General features: G+C 44.3%; 23 protein-coding genes. 10 read left to right on the forward strand and 13 right to left on the reverse strand.

Going from position 1 to position 22,175, the window contains the following annotated elements; all coding sequences use genetic code 11:
• The 5 genes from dnaA to HYN59_RS00025 all read left to right on the forward strand — a co-directional run bounded on the left by dnaA (nt 1) and on the right by HYN59_RS00025 (nt 5,291).
• The gene (gene dnaA / locus HYN59_RS00005) at nt 1-1,428 is read left to right on the forward strand and encodes a chromosomal replication initiator protein DnaA (RefSeq protein WP_108776310.1); all 1,428 of its coding nucleotides are present in this window, start codon (nt 1-3) and stop codon (nt 1,426-1,428) included.
• A 3-nt stretch (nt 1,429-1,431) separates the two neighbouring features.
• Nucleotides 1,432-1,896 carry a low molecular weight protein-tyrosine-phosphatase gene (locus tag HYN59_RS00010; protein WP_108776311.1) on the forward strand — a complete coding sequence of 155 codons (465 nt, stop codon included), beginning with the start codon at nt 1,432-1,434 and terminating at the stop codon, nt 1,894-1,896.
• On the forward strand, nt 1,893-2,609 hold the full coding sequence (locus tag HYN59_RS00015) for an SAM-dependent methyltransferase (RefSeq protein ID WP_108776312.1): 717 nt from the start codon (nt 1,893-1,895) through the stop codon (nt 2,607-2,609). The genes HYN59_RS00010 and HYN59_RS00015 overlap by 4 nt, the downstream gene beginning before the upstream one ends.
• 306 nt (nt 2,610-2,915) lie before the next feature.
• Nucleotides 2,916-4,493, forward strand: coding sequence for a vWA domain-containing protein (locus HYN59_RS00020; RefSeq protein ID WP_245895612.1), 1,578 nt, complete (start codon nt 2,916-2,918; stop codon nt 4,491-4,493).
• A gap of 402 nt (nt 4,494-4,895) precedes the next feature.
• Nucleotides 4,896-5,291, forward strand: coding sequence for a hypothetical protein (locus HYN59_RS00025; protein WP_108776313.1), 396 nt, complete (start codon nt 4,896-4,898; stop codon nt 5,289-5,291).
• Between the two features lie 29 nt (nt 5,292-5,320).
• Here HYN59_RS00025 and HYN59_RS00030 read toward each other — a convergent pair whose 3' ends face one another.
• The 4 genes from HYN59_RS00030 to dapF all read right to left on the reverse strand — a co-directional run bounded on the left by HYN59_RS00030 (nt 5,321) and on the right by dapF (nt 8,602).
• Nucleotides 5,321-5,971: a peptidoglycan-binding protein LysM gene (locus tag HYN59_RS00030; RefSeq protein WP_108776314.1), complete on the reverse strand. Its 651-nt coding sequence runs from the start codon at nt 5,969-5,971 to the stop codon at nt 5,321-5,323.
• 271 nt (nt 5,972-6,242) lie between these two features.
• The gene (mltG, locus tag HYN59_RS00035) at nt 6,243-7,283 is read right to left on the reverse strand and encodes an endolytic transglycosylase MltG (RefSeq protein ID WP_108776315.1); all 1,041 of its coding nucleotides are present in this window, start codon (nt 7,281-7,283) and stop codon (nt 6,243-6,245) included.
• Nucleotides 7,284-7,301: 18 nt separating this feature from the next.
• Nucleotides 7,302-7,826, reverse strand: a complete 525-nt coding sequence (locus HYN59_RS00040; protein ID WP_108776316.1) for a GNAT family N-acetyltransferase — start codon at nt 7,824-7,826, stop codon at nt 7,302-7,304.
• Nucleotides 7,820-8,602 (reverse strand): diaminopimelate epimerase, encoded by a 783-nt coding sequence (gene dapF / locus HYN59_RS00045; RefSeq protein ID WP_108776317.1) that lies wholly within the window; start codon nt 8,600-8,602, stop codon nt 7,820-7,822. Before dapF ends, HYN59_RS00040 begins: the two co-directional genes overlap by 7 nt.
• Before the next feature lie 106 nt (nt 8,603-8,708).
• Here dapF and HYN59_RS00050 point away from each other — a divergent pair, with 106 nt between their 5' ends.
• The gene (locus tag HYN59_RS00050) at nt 8,709-10,106 is read left to right on the forward strand and encodes a S1C family serine protease (RefSeq protein ID WP_108776318.1); all 1,398 of its coding nucleotides are present in this window, start codon (nt 8,709-8,711) and stop codon (nt 10,104-10,106) included.
• An 86-nt stretch (nt 10,107-10,192) separates the two neighbouring features.
• Here HYN59_RS00050 and HYN59_RS00055 read toward each other — a convergent pair whose 3' ends face one another.
• The 9 genes from HYN59_RS00055 to HYN59_RS00095 form a co-directional block, all read right to left on the reverse strand.
• Nucleotides 10,193-10,840, reverse strand: a complete 648-nt coding sequence (locus tag HYN59_RS00055; protein WP_108776319.1) for a DEAD/DEAH box helicase — start codon at nt 10,838-10,840, stop codon at nt 10,193-10,195.
• Nucleotides 10,841-10,854: 14 nt separating this feature from the next.
• Nucleotides 10,855-11,610: a hypothetical protein gene (locus HYN59_RS00060; RefSeq protein WP_108776320.1), complete on the reverse strand. Its 756-nt coding sequence runs from the start codon at nt 11,608-11,610 to the stop codon at nt 10,855-10,857.
• Between the two features lie 8 nt (nt 11,611-11,618).
• Complete coding sequence (locus HYN59_RS00065; RefSeq protein WP_108776321.1) at nt 11,619-12,782, reverse strand: sigma-54-dependent transcriptional regulator; 1,164 nt, start codon at nt 12,780-12,782, stop codon at nt 11,619-11,621.
• A gap of 117 nt (nt 12,783-12,899) precedes the next feature.
• Entirely contained in the window at nt 12,900-14,195 is a 1,296-nt protein-coding gene (locus tag HYN59_RS00070) for an ABC transporter permease (protein ID WP_108776322.1), read from the reverse strand.
• Nucleotides 14,196-15,128 carry an ABC transporter ATP-binding protein gene (locus HYN59_RS00075; RefSeq protein WP_108776323.1) on the reverse strand — a complete coding sequence of 311 codons (933 nt, stop codon included), beginning with the start codon at nt 15,126-15,128 and terminating at the stop codon, nt 14,196-14,198.
• A 396-nt stretch (nt 15,129-15,524) separates the two neighbouring features.
• The gene (dnaJ, locus tag HYN59_RS00080; RefSeq protein ID WP_108776324.1) at nt 15,525-16,655 is read right to left on the reverse strand and encodes a molecular chaperone DnaJ; all 1,131 of its coding nucleotides are present in this window, start codon (nt 16,653-16,655) and stop codon (nt 15,525-15,527) included.
• A 33-nt stretch (nt 16,656-16,688) separates the two neighbouring features.
• On the reverse strand, nt 16,689-17,258 hold the full coding sequence (locus HYN59_RS00085; RefSeq protein ID WP_425433050.1) for a nucleotide exchange factor GrpE: 570 nt from the start codon (nt 17,256-17,258) through the stop codon (nt 16,689-16,691).
• Between the two features lie 304 nt (nt 17,259-17,562).
• A complete protein-coding gene (locus HYN59_RS00090; RefSeq protein ID WP_108776326.1) occupies nt 17,563-18,468 on the reverse strand; it encodes a TIGR01777 family oxidoreductase in 906 nt (301 codons plus the stop codon).
• An 86-nt stretch (nt 18,469-18,554) separates the two neighbouring features.
• Nucleotides 18,555-19,007 (reverse strand): DUF4442 domain-containing protein, encoded by a 453-nt coding sequence (locus HYN59_RS00095; protein WP_108776327.1) that lies wholly within the window; start codon nt 19,005-19,007, stop codon nt 18,555-18,557.
• A gap of 146 nt (nt 19,008-19,153) precedes the next feature.
• Between HYN59_RS00095 and HYN59_RS00100 the strand changes: the two genes are divergently transcribed.
• From HYN59_RS00100 to HYN59_RS00115, 4 genes are all read left to right on the forward strand, one after another.
• Nucleotides 19,154-19,606, forward strand: a complete 453-nt coding sequence (locus HYN59_RS00100; RefSeq protein ID WP_108776328.1) for a DUF4870 domain-containing protein — start codon at nt 19,154-19,156, stop codon at nt 19,604-19,606.
• On the forward strand, nt 19,606-19,992 hold the full coding sequence (locus HYN59_RS00105; RefSeq protein ID WP_108776329.1) for a hypothetical protein: 387 nt from the start codon (nt 19,606-19,608) through the stop codon (nt 19,990-19,992). The genes HYN59_RS00100 and HYN59_RS00105 overlap by 1 nt, the downstream gene beginning before the upstream one ends.
• Before the next feature lie 88 nt (nt 19,993-20,080).
• Nucleotides 20,081-20,413: a PadR family transcriptional regulator gene (locus tag HYN59_RS00110; protein WP_108776330.1), complete on the forward strand. Its 333-nt coding sequence runs from the start codon at nt 20,081-20,083 to the stop codon at nt 20,411-20,413.
• Nucleotides 20,414-20,416: 3 nt separating this feature from the next.
• Nucleotides 20,417-22,165 (forward strand): PspC domain-containing protein, encoded by a 1,749-nt coding sequence (locus tag HYN59_RS00115; protein ID WP_108776331.1) that lies wholly within the window; start codon nt 20,417-20,419, stop codon nt 22,163-22,165.
• Nucleotides 22,166-22,175 lie beyond the last annotated feature (10 nt).

Raw genomic sequence — 22,175 nt, forward strand, 5'->3', positions numbered from 1 at the left:
ATGACGAAAACTGCGCAATCGGTATGGGACAACTGTCTTGTGTTCATAAAAGACAATATTCAGGATCAGGCCTACAAAACCTGGTTCGAACCTATCAGGGCAGTTGAGTTGACCGACAGCGCATTGTACATTCAGGTTCCAAGTAAATTCTTTTACGAATGGCTTGAAGAGCATTATGTCAAGTTGCTGAAAGTAGCGCTTACCAAAGAACTCGGGACAAGCGCAAAGCTACTGTATAAAATCAAGATGGAAAACACTTATGGCAACAAACAGCCCTTTACGGAGCAATTGCCAAGTGCCCATCGCTCCCCGGTAAAACCGCAGGAAGTAGATGTACCCCTACAGAACAAGAACCCGGAGCTAAAAAACCCTTTTATCATTCCCGGCATCAGGAACCTGAAGATCGAATCGCAGCTGAATGCAAATTACAGCTTCGACAATTTTTTCGAGGGCGACTCCAACAGGCTGGCCCGTTCGGCAGGTTTGGCTGTAGCCAATAAGCCCGGCGGGACATCGTTCAACCCGTTGCTGATATTCGGCGGCGTAGGTTTGGGAAAAACACACCTTGCCCATGCCATTGGTATCGAGATAAAAGACAAATACCCGGAAAAAACCGTGCTGTATATTTCTGCCGAAATATTCACACAGCAATATATCGACTCCGTAAAAAGGAACACCCGCAACGACTTTATTCACTTCTACCAACTGATAGATGTGCTGATCATTGACGATGTGCAGTTCCTTTCAGGCAAAACAGGTACACAGGATGTTTTTTTCCACATCTTCAACCACCTGCACCAGAACGGCAAACAAGTAATCCTTACATCGGACAAAGCACCGGTAGACATGCAGGACATTGAGCAGCGACTGCTTTCCCGTTTCAAATGGGGGCTTTCTGCCGAACTGCACCAGCCGGATTACGAGACCAGGATCTCCATACTTAATAACATATTGTACCGCGACGGCGTAGAAATGCCAGACGAGATCGTAGAATATGTGGCCAAGAACATCAAGAGCAACGTGCGTGAGCTGGAAGGCGCCATCATATCATTGATAGCCCAGTCTTCTTTCAACAAGCGCGAGGTTACCCTGGAGCTGGCTAAGATGGTAGTAGAGAAATTCGTAAAGAATGTGAAGCGCGAAATATCCATCGACTACATCCAGAAAGTAGTGTCGGATTATTTCCAGCTTGACGTAGATACACTGCAATCCAAAACCAGGAAGCGCCATGTAGTACAGGCCAGGCAGCTGGCTATGTTCTTCGCCAAGAAATTCACGAAGGCTTCACTTGCAAACATAGGTTCCCAAATTGGCGACCGTGACCATGCTACTGTGCTCCATGCGTGTAAAACGGTAGACAACCTTGTGACTACCGACAAGCAGTTCCGCAAATTTGTTGACGATATCAACAAAAAACTATCCATATAATACATGGTCAGGATTTTGATGGTTTGCCTCGGGAACATTTGCCGCTCTCCGCTGGCAGAAGGCATCCTGCAATCAAAATTACCAACGGATAAATTCTTTGTCGATTCCGCAGGGACAGGCGACTGGCATGTTGGGCACCAGCCCGATAAACGCTCTATCCTCACTGCCAAAAACCGCGGGCTGGATATCAGCTGCCAGAAAGGCCGCCAGATAAAGGTTTCCGATTTTGAAGAATTCGACCATATTTATGTCATGGACAGCTCCAACTTTAGGGATGTAATACGGCTGGCACCCAATGCTGATGCCAAAGCCAAAGTGAAGCTGATGATGGATGAGATATTTCCCGGACAGAAAGTAGATGTTCCCGACCCGTATTATGGCGGGCAGGGCGGCTTTGACAAAGTATACGATATGCTGGACGAAGCCTGTGAGCTGGTAGCCCAAAAACTTTTAAAAGAACACGCATGAGCTTAGGCAAGCTATACCTCCTCCCAGTGCCGCTTGGCGATGATGCCGACCCGAAACAGGTGCTTCCGGATACCGTTGCGCGCACTATTGAGTTCATAGACCACTATATCGTTGAGAACGAAAAGACCGCAAGGCGCTTTATTAAGGCGATACTTCCTGCCAAAAAACAGCCCGACCTGATACTATCGCTACTTAATAAGCATACCGAGCCATCGGAACATTTAGACTTCATCAAACCCTGCCTTCAGGGCAGGAATGTAGGACTGATGTCGGAGGCCGGATGTCCAGGTGTAGCCGATCCCGGCGCGGTTATCGTAAAACTGGCCCACGAAAAAGGCATTCAGGTGGTACCGCTGATTGGCCCCTCCTCTATCCTGCTGGCCATCATGGCATCAGGGATGAACGGGCAGAGCTTTGCCTTTAATGGCTACCTGCCTATCGACAAATCGGATAAAAAGAGCGCACTGAAAAACCTGGAGAAACTATCGCAGGATAAAAAGCAGTCGCAGATCTTTATGGAAACGCCGTACCGCAATAATAAATTCCTTGAAGATATCGTAAATACACTGCAGCCATCAACATACCTGTGTATTGCTGCCGATATCACCCTGCCTACCGAATATATTAAGACCAAAACCATTGCCCAATGGAAGAAGGAAAAAGTGGATTTACACAACAGGCCCTGTATTTTTATAGTGCATAAGTTTAATTGAGTAACTGAGGCGCTGAGGCACTTAGAAGTTGAGGTTTTGTAAAATCCTGATGGGGTTTATAACCGATAATGACAACTAGTACTGCGTGAAGGATAGAGGCGGCATCCCCGTAGCCTGCCTGCCGGCAAAGGAAGGCTTGCGGAGGGATATAGCTGAAAGCCTGACGGCGTAGCTTGCGGAGCCGGCACGCCAAAAAATAAATTTCTCTATCGAAAAATATCTCGGCGCATCAAATATTTTAACCTGATTTTCGTTGATTTAATAACCTCATTGTTAAAACAATGCAAACCATTAAACCAACCTATTATGAAATTAATCCATCAACTCATTGTCGCAGCCTGCCTTAGCCTTGCAATTGGCTGTAATAATTCTGTAAAAGAAAGGTATAACTCTATCGCGCCTGAAGTTTATGATACTGGTATTGACGAAATGAACGCCGCAACGGGAACCCATACCACAAGTGACACTATACACAACACCGAAGAATACGACCGCATTGTAGAGAACGATTTTAAGGAGGCGAAGGCCAACCCGCTTTCTACCTTTTCGATTGATGTTGACAATGCTTCTTATTCCAATGTGCGCCGCATTATTGAAGCCGGACAGATGCCGGAAAAAGGCGCAGTACGTATTGAGGAATTCATCAACTACTTTGATTACGGCTACCCGCAGCCGGAAGGTGACAAGCCGTTCTCTATCACTACAGAAGTCTGGGACACACCATGGAAAGACGGGCACCAGCTGGTACGCATAGGGCTGCAGGGGAAATCGCTTGATTATGAAAACCTCAGGCCATCCAACCTGGTATTTCTCTTAGACACTTCAGGCTCTATGGAATCGCCCGAAAAATTGCCTTTGCTGCGCGATGCCTTTATGATGATGGTGGACAACCTCAGCCCCGGCAGCCGCGTTTCTATTGTTACCTATGCAGGAAGCGCCGGACTGGTGCTGCCCTCTACTCCGGTTGACAACAAGAAAGCCATCAAAGAAGCGCTTTCGGGACTTCATGCAGGCGGCTCCACTGCTGGCGGCGAAGGTCTGGAATTAGCGTACAAGACAGCGGCATCCAACTTTATAAAAGACGGCAACAACCGCGTGATACTCGCTACCGACGGCGATTTTAACGTAGGTATAAGTTCGCGTTCGGGGCTTATGGAACTGATAGAAAAGAATAAAGGGAAAAACATATTCCTGACAATCTGCGGGTTTGGGATGGGCAATTATAAAGACGGCACCATGGAAGAGATAAGCAATTGGGGCGACGGAAACTACTTTTACATCGATACGATGAAGGAAGCCAAAAAAGTATTTGGGAAGGAGCTTACCGCCAATCTGTTTGTAATTGCTAAGGATGTAAAGGTGCAGGTAGAATTCAACCCCGCGAAGGTACAGGCCTACCGCCTCATAGGTTATGAGAACCGGGTGATGGCCAATGAGGACTTTAATAACGACCTTAAGGATGCCGGCGAGCTTGGGGCAGGGCATCGTGTTACGGCACTGTATGAAGTGGTCCCGGTAGGCGTTGCATTTAAAAACCGTACAACTGACAAGCTAAAATACCAGGAACCCGGCAAAACCATTTCGGGTAGCGATGAGCTAATGACTGTAAAACTGCGTTACAAACCATTGGATTCTGATAAAAGCTTATTGATCGAAAAACCGGTAGCGGCAAGATCTATACCGTGGAGCCAGGCAACAAAAGATTCGAAGTTCGTTTCGGCGGTAGCGGGATTCGGCATGCTGCTGCGCGATTCAAAGTATAAAGGCTCGTTAGATTATAAGATGGTGAAACAATTGGCCCTGGACGGCATGGCCGGCACCGATGAATATAAAACAGAGTTTCTTTCGCTGGTGGAAGAAGCACGGAATATCAGCAGCAAATAATACCGCATCGTACAACCCTCAACTAACTAAACTCCCTGAAATACGGGAGTTTTTTTGCGTTTATTTTTTATTCATCGGCCGTCATCACAATAGGCTGCCAAATTGATGCTGCCGGACATACTGCACACTTATCTCCACTTCGATATCAGGTTGCCGTATTTCAGTAATCCGATTTTATAACGGGTACAATAAAAACACTTCCTGACCTTTCAAATTTCAAAAATGGCCGAATAGAAAAACGTGTTTGGGAGCGTTAATTATAAAAAAACCCTTCAATATAATTAAATCGTTAAGCGCAAAAGCTGATTTTTATCAAAACAATAAATTTTAACAAATACTTTTATTTGTAGGTTTATTTGTCGGATTTAGTAGTAAATTAGCATCGCACCAACTACTATAACTATGTCCAATCTGCCAGAAATCATTGGAGCAAGCGTCTTGCTGCTCCTACTGTTACTCTATTTTATAAACTCCCGCCCCAAGTATAAGGAAAACAAAAAGGCTCTATTAGCTAAATACAGGCGCATCAGGGTAAAATCATTAAATGTTCAGGATGCACTCACCCAATACATTATTGAACACGATGCACTGAAAAAAGAGTATGAGGAAGGAGTCACCTATTCCGTTTTTTTGAACCAGCTAAAGAAGAACCACATCAACAACCTTTCAGAAAAACACTTCCTGAAACTCAAAGCTTCCAATAATCGCATATTGCTGAATAAGACCGATAAGATGCTTGATGAGCAGGAAGCAAAGCTTGATGCAATAGAAAAGCAATTTGAAGCCTCAAAAAAATAGCCCTGCGTGCTGCAGGGCCATTATAAAATTTATTTAAGCTTTACCTTGGGTTCCGGGTGGGCTACAATGTTGGAAGTATCATACCCGCCGAACTTCCTGATGTAGCTTTTAAGGGAAGTTCCGAATCCGTCGCGGAAGCCTTTATTGCCATTACTGTGTAAAAAAGCTTTTACAGAATTGGCCCCCGAAAGGTGCGCTGCCGCCAGCAATCCTGACTCTGTGATCTTAACGCCTTTGATAACTTTTCCTTCAAACTTGCTGATCTCGTTGCGAAGCTCCCATTTGTTCTTTGAAAGCAATGCCTTAAATGCACGTTCCTGAAGGCCGGGATTGTTAAGGAAATCTTTTGTGTCTTTAATGCCTAAAGCCCGGAGTGCGGATCTCCCGAACTGGTATTTGCCCATGTAGCCGTAACGGCTGACAAGCTTGTAAAGGCCTTGTGATTCTTTTATCCCTACCGCCTGCTTAAATCCGATATAGGATTTTCCGGTAAAAGGGAAATTGAGGTCAACCTGCGCGGTTTCGTCAATTGTGGGTACTGTGTAGTTGGTAATTTCGTTTTCAGCTAAATGGAAACCTTCTATTTTTCCAAACTGCTTTACATCTTTTGCCTTAAAGCCCGAACTTACAATTGTAATGAACGCGGCAAGGCTTAAAAAATATGCCCATCGTTTTATCATGTGTTTTTATTTCTCATGGCCTGTCACCCCATGAATTTCACCGGGGACAAATATACGAAAAAATACCAACCTGATTTACAACCACTTATCAATACACCCGACTTTAACAAAACGTTAAGGCAACAAATGACTGAAAGAAAATTCCTTAACCCGCCTTAAACAAAGGGGTTACGCAGCATATCCTTCGTCACCCTTTAACCAATTTTTAAGGCAAAAAAAATCCGGAAAAAATATAAATTTCCGGATTTCTAATGTTATAAATTGTAAGATTTTACCTCTTTATACCCATTTTTTCGACCCAAGCCACATACTTTTGGCGGTTCACCTCGTGCTGCGCAGCAGTAACGGCAAATTCATGGTAGCCAAAGTTGGTAACGCTTGCACAAAAATAGATGTAATTGTGCTTCTCAGGATTCAATACTGCATCCAGTGCCGTGATATCGGGCATTGCAATAGGACCCGGCGGCAGGCCTTCGTATTTATAGGTATTGTAAGGCGAATCGATAACAAGATCTTTATAAAGCACGCGCTTTATTACCTGGTCAAAATCGCCTGACTGCTTTTTAATCGCGTAAATGACGGTCGGGTCGGCCTCCAGCTTCATGCCTTTTTGAAGACGGTTAAGGTATACCCCTGCCACGCGCGGGCGCTCATCGGTCTTTACCGTTTCTTTATGCACTATAGAGGCCAGCGCAGAAACCTGCAACGGCGTAAGGTTTAATGCCTCAGCCTTAGCAAGCCTTTCCGGTGTCCAGAATTTCCTGTATTCCTTTGCCATTTTTTCCCTTACTTTGGTAGCCGATGTGTTCCAGAAGAACTCATAGGTATTCGGGATAAAGATGCTCAGAACATTATCTTCATTAAAACCGTTCTCTTCAAGGAATTTCTTGTCGGTAAAGGCTTTAAGCAGCGTAAGGCTATCCGGCTCTATCTGCTGTGCGATTCGCCCAACGGCCCGTTGTAGCGTTTCCTGGTTATTGAAGGAAATGTTTACCGGTACCGGCTGGCGCAGCGAGTTGATGATATCGTTGCTGTTCATATCCTTTTTAAGGATAAACTTCCCGGCCTTCACATATTCAGGGTATGATTTTTTTTCAGCTGTCGAATTAAAGCGGTCCATATCCTGAATATATGGTGACACGATCTTCTGTACGGCTGCAAAGTCAGATCCTGTAGGTATGAAAACTGCCACCCGGTCTTCATTGAATTTGGTATTTGCTGAATATATGCCTTTATATAGCATGTAGCCGTAAATACTGCCCGCGGTAACTACGACCAGCGTAAAAATGCCAATTATCTTTCTTAGTTTCAAAATCCTTTATATTTAAGTTTAACGGATAAGCTGGTACAAAGCCTCATCAGTATACGAATTATTCTTCCTGATCCAATCTTTTTTTACCCCGGCTAATTGGAAGCCAAAATTAGTAAAAAGCGATATACTTGCAACATTTGCAATATCTATATTTGCGTACAATTGGTGTAGCTGGAGTTTTTGGAAAGCATATTCTATCAAAAGCCCCAGTGACTCTTTTCCAAGGCCGGAATTACGGTTGCTTTTTTCACTTATAATTATCCCCACGCCTGCCCTTTGGTTCACCGGGTCGAAATCGAAAAGGTCAATAAGGCCTATAGCATCAAAGCTGCCGTTCCTGCAAATGGCAAGCCGCAGCTGCTTTGCCTCATAAATGTCCTGGTGCGCATTTTCGAGGTACTGCCGTATAAGGAAGCGGCTGTAAGGGGTTTGGGTATTGCTCACTTCCCAGATGGTTTCATCGTTCTCAACGCGGTACACAAACTCCAGGTCGTCGGGTTCCAGCGCCCTGAGATAAACCGCATCACCTTTAAGGGTTACCATTCGATATCACCTTTAAAAACGAATCTCGCAGGGCCGGTAAGATAGATGTCGGTAAATTGCTTTCCGTCCTGTACAAAAGAGACCTGCAATTCCCCGCCCGGCGTTTCGAGCTTAACGGAGTCCGAATGCGTTTTACCAAGCACCTTCATGGCGATAGCCACAGCAGTAACACCTGTGCCGCACGATAAAGTCTCATCTTCCACCCCGCGCTCATAGGTACGTACTGAAAATTTGTCAGTCCCGAAAGGCGCTACAAAATTTACGTTCGACCCTTTATCGCCATAAAGGCCGCTGTAGCGTATGCTGGCGCCTATTTTTTTTACATCCAATTCATCCAGCCCGTCCACAAGCTCTACATGGTGCGGCGATCCGGTATCAAGGAAAACATAATTTTCATAAACTGATACGGTATGCACATCCTTCATATGCAGGGAAATAGTGCCCTCTACATCAATTGTGGCATGGTGCCGCCCATCGATAGCCATGAATTCGGTTTCCGTATCGATAAGTCCAAGCTCGTTGGCGAACGCCACAATGCACCTGCCGCCGTTGCCGCACATGGTACTTTCGTTCCCGTCGGAATTGTAGTAGACCATACGAAAATCGGTACCATTGTCGTTCTCTAATAATATGAGCCCATCGCCCCCGATGCCGAACCTGCGATCGCATAAATGTCCGATGAGTTTGGTATCATTTTTGGGAAATATATTTTCACGGTTATCCACCATTACAAAGTCGTTTCCGGTGCCCTGGTATTTGTAAAATGTAAGTTTCATTTATATAGGTATTAAGGCAAAAGTACGAATATTAATGACATATAAAATGGTTGGCTGCCCGGCTTTATTCTATGTTCAACCATAAAATTAAATACTGTTTTTACTTATGAAAAGATTTTCAGGATTATTGCTTGTGGGCCTTCTCAGCGGCGCCACTACCCTTGGAGCTTACAAACTGGTATTTGATAACGACACACCCACATCTGCCTTATCAATAGCTCCCGAACAAAGTAATTATACCCGTACCGTGGGTTATAATGGTGCTGAGCAGATTGATTTTACCCAGGCTGCCGATAAAGCCGTACACACGGTTGTCCACGTTAAGAATACTTCTTATGCCACAGTGCCAGCAAGCCCGTGGGATTATATGTTCGGCTACCGCGGCGGCGGCCAGCAACAGCAACAGGTGGGCACGGGATCGGGCGTTATCATAACTGCAGATGGCTATATCGTGACGAACAACCACGTGGTGCAGAATGCATCTGAACTTGAAGTTACTCTAAACAATAACCAAACGTATAAAGCGACACTGGTAGGTACCGACTCCAAAATGGATATTGCGCTGCTGAAAGTCGAGACCAAAGACAAACTCCCGTTTGCGACTTTCGGAAATTCTGATGAGATCAAGGTAGGCGAATGGGTGCTTGCCGTGGGTAACCCTTACAACCTTACCAGTACTGTGACGGCGGGTATTGTTTCGGCGAAAGCCAGGAATCTCAGCAAAGACGGTATACAATCGTTCATCCAGACTGATGCGGCCGTGAATCCCGGCAACAGCGGCGGCGCCCTAGTAAATACAAGGGGCGAGCTCATTGGCATCAATACCATGATCTCTTCTATGACAGGCTCTTATGTGGGCTATTCGTTCGCCGTGCCATCTAATATTACCCGCAAAATCATAGAAGACCTTATGCAATACGGTAACGTACAGCGCGGTGCCCTTGGCGTAAAAGGCGGTGAGCTTAACAGCGCGCTTGCGAAAGACCTGGGTATCGATGAGACAAAAGGCTTTTATGTAAATGATGTTATTGCCGATTCCGGCGCCAAAAAAGCAGGCATTAAAAAAGGTGATATCATCACGAAAATAGATGATAGGGAGATCAACGGATTTGCAGATATCAATGCTTCGATCGTGACCAAACGCCCTAATGATGTGGTGAAGGTCTCTGTGAACCGCGATGGCAAAATGATGCTGGTACCTGTAAAGCTTTCTAAAAATGAGATCAACAGCTTTACGTATGACGGTCTTGAACTGGAAGATGTGACCGATGCCGACAAGAAGAAACTGAAGATCGATTATGGCGTTAAGATTAAAGAGATCACTGATGAAGACTGGATGCCTTACTATGACGAGTTGAAAGACGGTATAATATTAAGGATAGGCAACATGAAAGCCACCGATATCGAAAGCGTATCGAAAGTGCTGGAAAACAAAAGGCCTAACCAGAAAGTACGCGTGGAGATGCTTACGAAGAATGGACAGGTAGTACAATTCCTGATCTAATAACACTTTATATAATGATGAAGCCCCTGCAGTTGCAGGGGCTTCGTTATTTTTATTATATATTTTAGCATCGTTGATTGAAAAGTTTATTCTGTTTCGTCTTCGCCTTCGTCCTCTTCTTCTCCGTCGAACTCATAAAACAACGGTTCGGTCATCAGCCGGTCGGCCAGCGATTCTACCCTTTCGGTGATTGCATCGGTAAAGAAAAGGCGCTGGGTTTTGGCAATACTGTCGGATATCCTTGCAATGCGGGTGTCATGCCTCAGTTTCAGTATCTCATCGGCATCATCCAGGATAAACATCTTTAGCTGGTTGACATCAAACCCCGCCGAGGAAAACATTTCGCCCAGCCTTACCGGCGTACCTACAAGTACATCGATACCCAGGGAAATCTGGTTCTTGTCATAGTCGATATCGCCTTTATCATGTACACCGTAAATGCGCAGGTCGGTATGGTTGCCGTACACTTTAAACATCTCCATGACTTCCAGCATTTTTGCTTTGTCCTGCACAATGATGAGAGCGCGGGGTGATTCCTGGAATGCTTTTTCCAGCCTTTGTATCACATGGATAACTATAGTTGTGGTCTTGCCTTCTTCCTGCCCTGCCGCTAAAACGAGGTCGGCACCACTTTTTATGGCCCCAAAGGTTTCCTTTTGGAGTTCGGTAGGTTCGATAAGCCCTGCTTCTTCAAGCGATTGCGAAAGGTTTGGGTTTATTTTTTTTAATTTCATATAATAGTTCAAATTTACAGCCACCATTTCTCTTCTTCTTTTTTCCTGGCAGCTTTAGTTTTTGGCAAATCGGGATCGCAGCAATAGGCATCATAATAGCTCTCCCAACCTTTATTCTTATATTTCTCCAAAACGGAAAATTCGCCTGCACCAATATCTAAGTCATTGCTTTCGGGGATACGGAAATCGCCCCAGTTGCATTTTTTGGAAATACCATTCTTATAGCTTGTCCATGTTCCTGTAAACTGGTTATTGCGAAATCCGTCGGACATTAGCATCAGGGCATTGTAGATTAATTTATTTTTATTGTCAAAAAACGCATCGGTAATAAGCGTTCCTCTTATTATGCCGGAACCTTTTTGCAATTTATCTTCATAAATTACAACATCACAAACAATACCGAGTCCTTTATAATCAGTATCCATGAAATCCTCAAGAGTATTGTCAAACTCCGCCGAAACTACCGTAAACGTCCCTGCAAAAGTACAAATGTTATCCTTAACCCTTGTCTTCCCTTTTACATTATATAAAAGCGGATTTTTAGGATCCTTTTTAAAAGAAGTGAAGTGTATCCGGAATCTTTCGTAATCGTTCCCAATGTATCCTAAAGATTCCGGAGCCTCTACTTTCTCTAAGGAATCGTCACCGATACTGTCCGGATCAATTACCTGCGCGAGATCGTAGCCCTTTAGTTTTTCCAAAAAGCTTTCCTGCGCCAACGAAACATTGGCAGCAAAAACCAAAAGAAAAACACTTAGCGCTACTTTCATAAGCCCGTTTATTTACTGGCAAACAGCGTCACATCGCTTTCCGATATCTCGCTGCCGCCAAGGATAATAAGCCGTTCTACAACATTACGCAGCTCGCGGATGTTGCCCGTCCAGTCATATTCCTGCAGCAGCTTTATAGCCTCGTCGGAGAATTTCTTAGGCGCACTCCCCTGTTCCGAAGCTATCTTTTCCGCAAAATGGTTTATCAGTGTCGGTATATCATCCCTGCGGTCATTCAGCGACGGCACTTTTACCAATATCACGGCAAGACGGTGGTAAAGGTCTTCACGGAAACGCCCTTCAGCGATCTCTTTTTTCAGGTCTTTATTGGTAGCGGCGATAACGCGTACATCTACTTTAATATCTTTCTCGGCACCTACACGCTGAATCATATTCTCCTGTAAGGCACGAAGCACCTTAGCCTGCGCCGGCATGCTCATATCGCCTATCTCGTCAAGAAAAATAGTTCCCTTGTCCGCAGCCTCGAACTTACCGGCCCTGTCTTTTACGGCGCTGGTAAAGGCACCTTTCACGTGGCCGAAGAGCTCGCTTTCTATAAGTTCCGATGGTATCGCTGCACAGTTCACCTCGATAAATGGCGCATTAGAGCGTTCGCTTTTTTCGTGCAGCCAATGTGCTACGAGTTCTTTTCCGGTACCGTTCGGCCCTGTGATAAGGACACGCGCATCGGTCGGGGCCACCTTTTCAATAATGCCTTTTATGTGGTTGATAGGTTCGCTGCTGCCCACCATCTCATAGTTCTTGCTGACCTTCTTTTTCAGCATCTTATTTTCTACCACAAGCACTTTACGGTCAAGCGCATTGCGTACGGTGTTAAGCAGGCGGTTCAGGTCGGGCGGTTTTGAGATATAATCAAATGCCCCGAGGCGCATCGTGTTGATAGCAGTTTCTATATCGCCGTGACCCGATATCATGACGAAAGGGATCTCGGGCTTTATCTTTTTTACGGCTTCCAGCACCTCAACGCCATCCATTTTCGGCATCTTGATATCGCACAGCACCAGGTCGTAATCGTCATTCTTTATCTTTTCAAAGCCTGCCTGCCCGTCTTCGGCCTCCTCTACTTTGTAGGCATCGTTCTCTTCAGAGAGTATTTTCCCCAACACACGGCGGATGGCGGCTTCGTCTTCTATTATGAGTATTTTGGACATTCTTTTTAGATTATTGGATTGTTGGATATTAGACTGTTAGACTAAACCCTAAATTATAGCATTAAAAATAAGTCAGCTAAACGATTAACAAATAACTAACGTGAAGCTCACTGAAAACTAATATTTAAGCCATTTGAATATTTCCTTATACGTCGGTTTCTTGCCATACATCAGGATACCAATGCGGTATATCTTGGCAGCAAACCAAACCACCCCAAAGAATGTGGCGAACAGCAATGTGACCGATACCAGCACCTGCCATAGCGGTACGCCAAACGGAATGCGCATTAGCATTACGATAGGCGATGTAAGTGGTATCATGGAGAAAACAGTGGCCACCGTTCCGTGAGGATCGCTGATAACGCTGAAGAAGCCCACATACACACCAAGCATCAGCGGAAGTATAATAGGAAGCAGGAATTGCTGGGAGTCGGTTTCACTGTCTACTGCCGCGCCGATAGAGGCGTAGATAGAGCTGTAGAGAAAGAAGCCGCCTATGAAATAAACAATAAAACATATGAAGATCGTCAGGATGGGCAGCTTGCCCAATTCACTGATATATAGAGGAATTCCCTCCATGGCTTTTTGCGAAGCCTCGGCCATAGCAGGCTGTGATGTGGCAGCGCCAACCTGTACATTAAATATACCTGTGAGAATTAAATACAGGCTAATTCCTAATATTGCCCAGATAATGAATTGCAATACCCCCGCCAGCGAAGTACCTATGATCTTGCCCATCATTAGTTTGAATGGCTTAACCGACGAAATGATGATCTCAATGATACGGTTTGTCTTTTCCTCGATAACACTCCTCATTACCATGTTACCGTAAATAATAACGAACATCATGATAAGGTAGCCCGAAAGCCCACCGATCACCATTTTGATAATACTTCCTTCTTTAAAAGTTTCCTCGCCTGAAAATTTACTGAGGTGTACCTGCGATTCCACCTTGGCTTTTTCTATTTTGTTATAATCAAAACCTAAATTCCGGAGGTTGTTCCTGGTAACTTTGTCATCGATAACATCTTCAATATCCGAAACAAAATCCAGGTTGGGCGATTCATTGGTAATGTATTCCACCTTTTTGGAAAGCATGCTGAGGCTGTCTACCTTAGGCACATAGATAAGGCCTTCATATTGTTCTGAAGCCGTTTTCTTTGCCGTTGCCACCGGCATTGCCGAAAGGTCTATATACTTGATATGATCTGAATCTTTAAAGTCTTTTTTCAGGTAGCCTTCATGGTCGTGTATCGCAACCTTAACCAGCTCGTTGTTATTCAGGCTGGTAAGATAAGCTATCAGGCAGCCCATAGCAACAAAAAGTATCGGGCTGAGGAATGTCATTACGATAAATGACTTGTTACGCACTTTGGCAGTAAACTCTCTTTTTATTATAAGGGAAAGGCTCATTTATCTTTTGCTTACGGTTTGAATAAATATATCGTTCATACTCGGGATCTTCTCTACAAAGTAGGTCACATCGCCTTTTTGCATCAGGTAGTTCAGCAGCTCGCGCGAAGTGGTACCTTTCGGAAGGGTTATCTGCAGCTTCAGCTCGTCATCAAGCGTCTTGAAATTGGCTTTCTGGCTCACATAAGGCGTGTTGAGGCTCATATCGGCAAAGAAATGCTCTATGTTGCCCGGGGCAATGCCTACTTCAAAAGTGTTGCTACGGTATTGCTTTTTCACATCGTCGATCTTTCCTTCAATAAGCTTATTGGATTGGTGTATCAGGGCAATATTATCGCACATCTCCTCAACGCTTTCCATGCGGTGCGTAGAGAAAATAATGGTAGCACCCTTATCGCGCAGGCCTAATATCTCATCTTTAATAAGGTTGGCATTTACGGGGTCGAAACCGCTAAACGGCTCATCGAAGATCAGCAGCTTGGGCTGGTGCAGCACGGTTACAACAAACTGTATTTTTTGCGCCATCCCCTTGGAGAGCTCCTGTATCTTCTTATTCCACCAGCCTTTTATCTCCAGCTTTTCAAACCAGTATTCCAGCTGGGCTTTGGCTTCCTTTTTCGATAGCCCTTTCAGCTGTGCCAGGTAAAGCGCCTGCTCCCCTACCTTCATAGTCTTGTAAAGCCCACGCTCTTCCGGCATATAGCCAATCTGTGATATGTGGTGGGGAGACAGCTTTTCGCCGTCAAGCAAAACTTCGCCGCTGTCGGGCATGGTGATCTGGTTGATGATGCGTATAAGGGAGGTCTTTCCTGCACCGTTTGGTCCGAGCAGCCCGTATATGCTGCCTTTGGGCACCTGTAGCGAAACACTGTTAAGCGCGGTATAGTCGCCGTACTGCTTTACAACATTTCTTACTTCTAAGATTGGTTTCATTCCGTTTTATTGATTGTGATTGTAAAAATACCAATATATGGCGAATAAAAAGGGAAAAAGTTACCGAACTGTAAGGATAATTATTAGCTATTCCGCAACCCCGATAACTATCGGGGCGCCAAGGAGCGCAAAGAACCACAAAGATTTATATAGTGACCGGTATTGACAGAAAAATTTGCTTTGTGAACCTTCGTGTCTTCTTTGCGAATCTTTGCGAAACAATCCTTATGAAATTAATTTTAAAAAAAGTTTATTTTTCAGGTAGGGTAAAATAACTTTCAATTGTTTAATAAAAAAACCCACCCTTATCTTGCGATGAGGATGGGAAAAATTGCTATGAAAAAGAAAAATTCACTATTTGCATAGTGAATTTCAAATATATAATATTTTCTTAAATTATGAAAACATATCTTTAACTTTTTCAAAAAAAGATTTATCCGACTTTTCCGGATGAGGGATAAAGTTTTCATCTGTAAGTGATTTCTCAAAGAACTGGCGTTGCTCTTTCGTTAAAGTCTTTGGTGTCCAGACATTTACATGTACAAGCAGGTCGCCATTGCCGTAGCTGTTGATGTTAGGAATCCCCTTACCTTTTAGCCTTAGAATCTTGCCCGACTGGATGCCTTCCTCGAGTTTTATCCTCACTTTACCGCCCACAGCCTCAATATCTTTCGATGTTCCGAGCGCCGCTTCGGCAAAACTGATATAAAGATCAAGGTGCAGGTTCTCACCCTCGCGTTTCAGCGTTTCGTGCTCCACCTCTTCAATAGCAACGATAAGGTCGCCCGAAATACTGTTGCTTCCCGGTGCATCATTACCTTTTCCGCTCACTTTCAGCTGCATGCCGTCTACTACACCTGCCGGTATTTTGATAGATACGGTTTCGTCTTCCATGATCATACCCTGGGCATCGGCCTGGTTCGGCCTGGATTCTATGATCTGGCCGCTGCCACCACAGGTATGGCAGGTAGATGCTGTCTGCATCCTTCCTAAGATCGTATTGGTCACTTTCATTACCTGGCCGGCACCGTTACAGGTAGGGCAGGTTTTATAGGTCACACCCTTAGCCTGTACTTTTCTTTTTACCTTGACTTTCTTTTCAACACCATTGGCAACTTCCTCAAGCGTAAGCTTTACCTTGATGCGAAGGTTGCTGCCCTTCACGCGGCGCTGGCCGCCACCGCCGCCAAAACCACCGAAGCCGCCGCTAAAACCGCCGCCGGCAAACGCGCTGCCGAAAATATCGCCAAACTGGCTGAAGATGTCGTCCATGTTCATGCCGCCGCCGTTAAAGCCGCCACTGCCGTCAAACGCTGCATGGCCAAATTGGTCGTAACGCGCTTTCTTATCGGCATCGCTCAATACTTCATACGCTTCGGCCGCTGCCTTAAAGTTCTCTTCCGCCTGCTTGTCGCCCGGGTTTTTGTCAGGGTGGTATTCAATGGCTTTTTTACGGTAAGCTTTCTTGATCTGCTCTGCCGTAGCGCCTTTGTCAATTCCCAGTATTTCGTAATAATCTTTTTTCATTTCAACTTGATTTTTATACTGCTGTAACAGCTATTAATTCCCCAATACCACTTTAGGGAAACGGATTATCTTATCGCCCAGCTTATATCCTTTTTCCACCACATCCACGATCTTTCCTTTCAGGTCTGGTGTCGGTGCAGGTATCTGGGTTATCGCTTCGGCAAAGTCGGCATCAAAAGCATCGCCTGCTTTTATATCCACCTGCTCGAGCCCTTTGGATACCAGGGTATCCTTAAGTTTATTATGTATGAGCTCCACGCCTTTCAGCAATACCTCATCCTCAGATTTCGCAATTTGTGCCAGCGCCCTGTCAAAATCGTCCATTACCGGCAAAAGCGCCTGCAATACTTCCTGATTGGCAGTCTTAAAAAGATCCATTCTTTCTTTGGCGGTTCTTTTTTTATAGTTTTCAAATTCGGCAAACAGGCGTAAAAACTTATCCTTTTCTTTAGCGATCTCTTCGCGCAGCTTCTGCTCTTCTGTTAGCTCTTCCGCAGAGGGAATGCCTGCTTCTGCTGTAGTTTCGGCAGTGTTTTCAGCGTCATTGATCAATTCTTCCTGTGTTAAGTCTTTCTCCACATTTTCAGAATTTTCCTGGCTCATATTTTTAAATATTTTCTTAAACATTAAATTTTCTAATGGTTCGCTGAAGCGAAGTGCAAAAGTATTGCCAAAAGATATATAATGTCAAATTGTCACGGTTTTATTTTTAGGTAAATAATCTTGTATCCGTCATTGCGAGCGGAAGAATGGAGCGCGGCAATCTTTCTTTGTGTAGCATCCTCATCGTTGAAGCAGAAAGATTGCTTCGTCGTTCCTCCTCGCAATGACGGTCAAGGGAGTGTTTACGTTTTCGGAGAATAAAAAAAGCCCCTGCGAAAGGAGCTTAATTAGTTTTACAGATAAATCAATGCAACTCATGCTTCAACGCCCTTTCAAGTGAAAGGTATTTGAACTGGTAGCCTTCGCTAATGATCTTTTTCGCGCTTACGTTCTGGCTCATGTAGAGCAGGTCGTGCATCTCACCCATTACTGTTTTCATAATGAATTTGGGCATGCCGGGAAGGAAATAAGGCACGTCGAGCACTTGGGCTACATTCTTTACAAGCTGCTTTTGCGTTACAGGATATGGCGCTACGGCATTAAAGGCCCCTTCGAGCTTATGGGTAAGCACAAAAAGATAAATGCCAACCAAATCCTCGATATGTATCCACGACTGAATTTGGTTTCCGTTGCCAAAAGCCGCGCCAAGCCCAAATTTAATAGGCTTTACCAGTTCCTTCAGCATGCCGCCTTTATGCGATAATACAAGTCCCGTCCGTATCTTTGAAACGGTTATGCCAAGTTTCGCAATCTTGTCGGCAGCCTGTTCCCATTTGGTGACTACAAGCCCTAAAAACGAATTATCAGCAGTATCATCTTCTTCAGAATATACCTTATCCAGGCTGTCCGGGTAAATGCCTATGGCGGAGGCCGTAATAAAATGGCTTACTTTATTGGGAACACTTTTCAGCAGGTCATAAAGCATATCGGCAGATACGACGCGGCTTTCGAGTATTTCTTCTTTGTACGAATCGGTCCATCGTTTAGAAATGGAAGCGCCGGCAAGGTGTATAATGACATCAACCTCATCAATACAGCTCTGGTCTATCTCGCCTTTTTCAGGATTCCATAAAAAGCCTTTGTACTGGGTTTCATTCTGGAGCTTTTTCCCGGAAGTAGTAAGGTAATTTATATGGATACCGTTCTTAAGCAGCAGCGAAACGAGTTCGTTCCCTACAAGTCCCGTAGCTCCGGTAATTAAAACTTTCATAGCATACTGTTTTAGGTAAAGGTAAAATCAAAGTCCTAATGCCAGGTTAAATAAAATGTGTTTAACGAATGTTTAGGAATATGGCGCTACTTTAGCTTAATACTCCACTCAAAATCCATTTCAGAAACCTGATCTCCTGCCCGGTCGGTCCCCACAGATTTCATCCAGAAGGTTTGCCCCTCGCCGGTGGCTATAGCTTTTTGGATAGCTTCTTCAATAAGGTGGCCGTCACTGCAGGTAAAAGTGATCCTGCCCCGCGCTTTCTTCGAAAAATTGCCTTTGTTATTGGCAACCAGCATTGATATTTTTTTCCCGCTTTTCTTTATATGGTACATTACGAGCGCACCCGTGGTAAGCTCTGCAGCCATAGCCTGCACGGCAAAATACATGGAATCGAAAGGGTTTTGGTTGAACCACCGGTGCTTTACCGTGGCAACGCATTGTGTTGGCGAAATAGCTTTAACCCGCACCCCGCTCCAGAAAGCAGACGGAAGCTTAAAGAACAGGAACGTGTTGAGCTTAGAAGGCGTGAATTCCATTGTTTACTATATTTTACGCTAAAGTACAGATTATTACTGATATTTCTAAATGTTAATATTTTGTTAATTTAAGGTACTTTGTATTGCACAATACCTTCCAATAGACATATATTTGCATAGAATATTAATAGACATAAGCATCTACTATGGAAACCACAACTAATAAAAATACATCGACACTGCTGCAACTGAGCGCTTTTGCACAGTATGTCTTCCCATTAGGGAACTTTATATTCCCTGCACTTATATGGAGCCTTAAGAAACAGGAATCGGATTTTGTAGATTATAACGGAAAGCAGGCTATCAATTTCCAGCTTAGCCTCTTTATGTACTCTGTCATACTTATGATCATTGCCATACCGATATTCCTGTATGCCATATTCAACAACCTGAATTTTGAAATGATAGACAACGGTCATTGGGTTATAGAACAGTTCAGTACCGGCAAGATCACCGGCCTGGCTATAATAGGCGCAGCAGCTGCTTTTCTGGTGCTTGTACTTAAAGTAGCAGAATTCTTCCTGATACTTTATGCAGCCATAAAAAACAGCAACGGCCAGCGTTACGATTTTCCTTTAACCATTAAATTTATAAGGTAATGAAAAAAATAGCATTATTATTTGCACTCACTGCTATCCTGGCTTCCTGCAATACCAGGTACGAACAGGATAATGACGAGAAAGGGAACATTACCCGCAAGACCACCGAAAAAACTCCCTTTAAAAATACGGAACTCGAAATGAAGGGAACCATAACCTTTAATGACGCGGGCACCGAAATTACAGGTATTTCCAACGGCGGCTATGTAAAATACATCAGTAACGAAATGGCGCTGGAAGCGAGGCCGGGAAAGAACGGTACTGTCGGCATACTGATACATGAGGATGGGAACGAGGTTCCCTCCCAAAGCGAAAAAGGCAAAGAATTATTGGAGGATGCTATAGGGCGAATGCAGCACCTCCAGGAAAAATATAACCAGGAGTAATCAACCTGGTTCGGAGTTCAATCATCAATCAATCATCATCAATCATCAATCAAAAAATGGACAGTTTAATCATCAAACACGAAAGCTTATGAACATTGAGAATACCAAAGCACAAATGCGAAAAGGAGTTTTGGAATTCTGTATCCTGTGTGTATTACAACAAAAAGATGCCTACACGTCAGAGATCCTGGACACACTTAAAAACGCTAAACTGCTTGTTGTGGAGGGTACGGTTTACCCGCTGCTCACAAGACTAAAAAACGACGGGCTGCTCAGCTACCGCTGGGAAGAATCTACATCGGGGCCACCCCGAAAATATTACGGCCTTACCGATGAAGGGCATGAATTTTTAAAAGAATTAAACAACACCTGGACGGAGCTATCCGATGCAGTAAACATTATAACCAGTCAAAAAGCATAAGTCATGAACAAAACAGTAAGTATAAATTTAGGAGGCCTTTTCTTTCATATCGATGAAGATGCCTATCAAAAGCTGAATCGCTACTTTGATGCTATACGGAGCTCGCTTTCGGCAGATGGCAGGGACGAGATCATGAGTGACATTGAAGGCAGGATCGCAGAGCTGCTGACAGAAAAGCTTAAGAATGACAAACAGGTTGTAAGCGTTCGCGAGGTGGAGGAAGTTATTGCCGTAATGGGCCAGCCTGAAGACTACAGGATAGACGACGAGTCTTCCGAAAAAAAAGACAACAGCTACACTTCGCCATTCAATTATGGCTACTATCCTTATAAGACCAAGAAGTTTTACAGGGACAGCGACAGGGCGCTCGTAGGCGGTGTATGTGCCGGTATCGCCCATTATTTCAGGATAGACCCGCTTTGGGTGAGAATCATCTTCATCCTGTCACTGTTCATTACCTTCTTTTCGAGCCTTATCGTTTATGTGCTTTTGTGGATACTTATCCCAAAGGCCATAACGACTACCGAGAAGCTGGAGATGACGGGAGAGCCCATCAATATTTCTAACATCGAAAAAAAGGTGAAAGAAGAGATAGACCAGGTAAGCGAACGGCTGAAGTCTATGGACTATGAGAAAATGGGGGCCAATTTTGGTTCCGGCGCCGAAAAGGTGGGTAACGGTATCGCCGCTGTATTCATGGCTATCTTTAAAGGCATAGCCAAAGTGATCGGTGCGATCATAACGATATGCTCGGCGCTTACGCTGGGGGGATTAATCGTTTTTTTCCTCACTACACTTTTTACTACGACCCTGATTGACACCCCTATGTTCATGTCCCACAATATGTTCAATTATACCGATACACCTTTTTGGATAGTTGGGCTCTTAGTGCTGTTCACCTTTGGCATACCGGTATTCTTCCTGTTCCTGCTCGGGCTGAAGATATTAGTAGAAAACCTGAGGCCGGTGGGTAATATAACCAGATATACACTTTTGGCTATATGGATTATATCATTATCAGTGTCAATATATCTGGGCATAAGGCAGGCAACTGAGATCGCATACGAAGGCAAAACAATAAAGGAAATGCCTGTGAACGTGGACGACAATCTTACGCTTAATGTAAAACTGCGTTACAACACGCTGTACTCTAAATCGGTAGATTACCGCAGGGACTTCTACATTACGCAGGATTCAACGGAAAATGATATTATTTATTCTACCAATGTCGATATCCACTTTATTAAGACCGATAAGATGAAACCTTTCGTACAGATTGAAAAACTTGCTGAAGGCAGCTCATCATCTGAAGCGAGGAAAAGGGCAGAAAAAATAAATTATAATTTTGAGTTAGTTGGAAATACCTTAATTTTAGACAATTATCTTACAACCGACCTTAGGAACAAGTACCGGATGCAGCGTATAGCTGTGTATGTTTACCTTCCTGAGGGCATGATGCTCCAGTTGGACCGCAACACCAGGGATTACATACGCTCTGATTATTCTGACCTTTCTGTGCAATGGAGCGATAAGGACCAGATGTACCTGCTGGATGGCGATGAGCTGAAATGCCTTGACTGCGAGGAAACGGATGATGCAGAAGTAATAGCACCTGATGCAGATGAAAACGTAAATATTGAGTTTGAAGGAAACGACACAATGCACATTCATAACGACCACGAAAATGTAGATGTTGAAATGAGCGCCAATAAGGACGGCTTTAAAATAAAAACAACAACCAAGCGAAACTAACTTAATTCTG

Source organism: Flavobacterium album, from assembly GCF_003096035.1.
In the GTDB taxonomy this organism is placed as follows: Bacteria; Bacteroidota; Bacteroidia; order Flavobacteriales; family Flavobacteriaceae; genus Flavobacterium; species Flavobacterium album.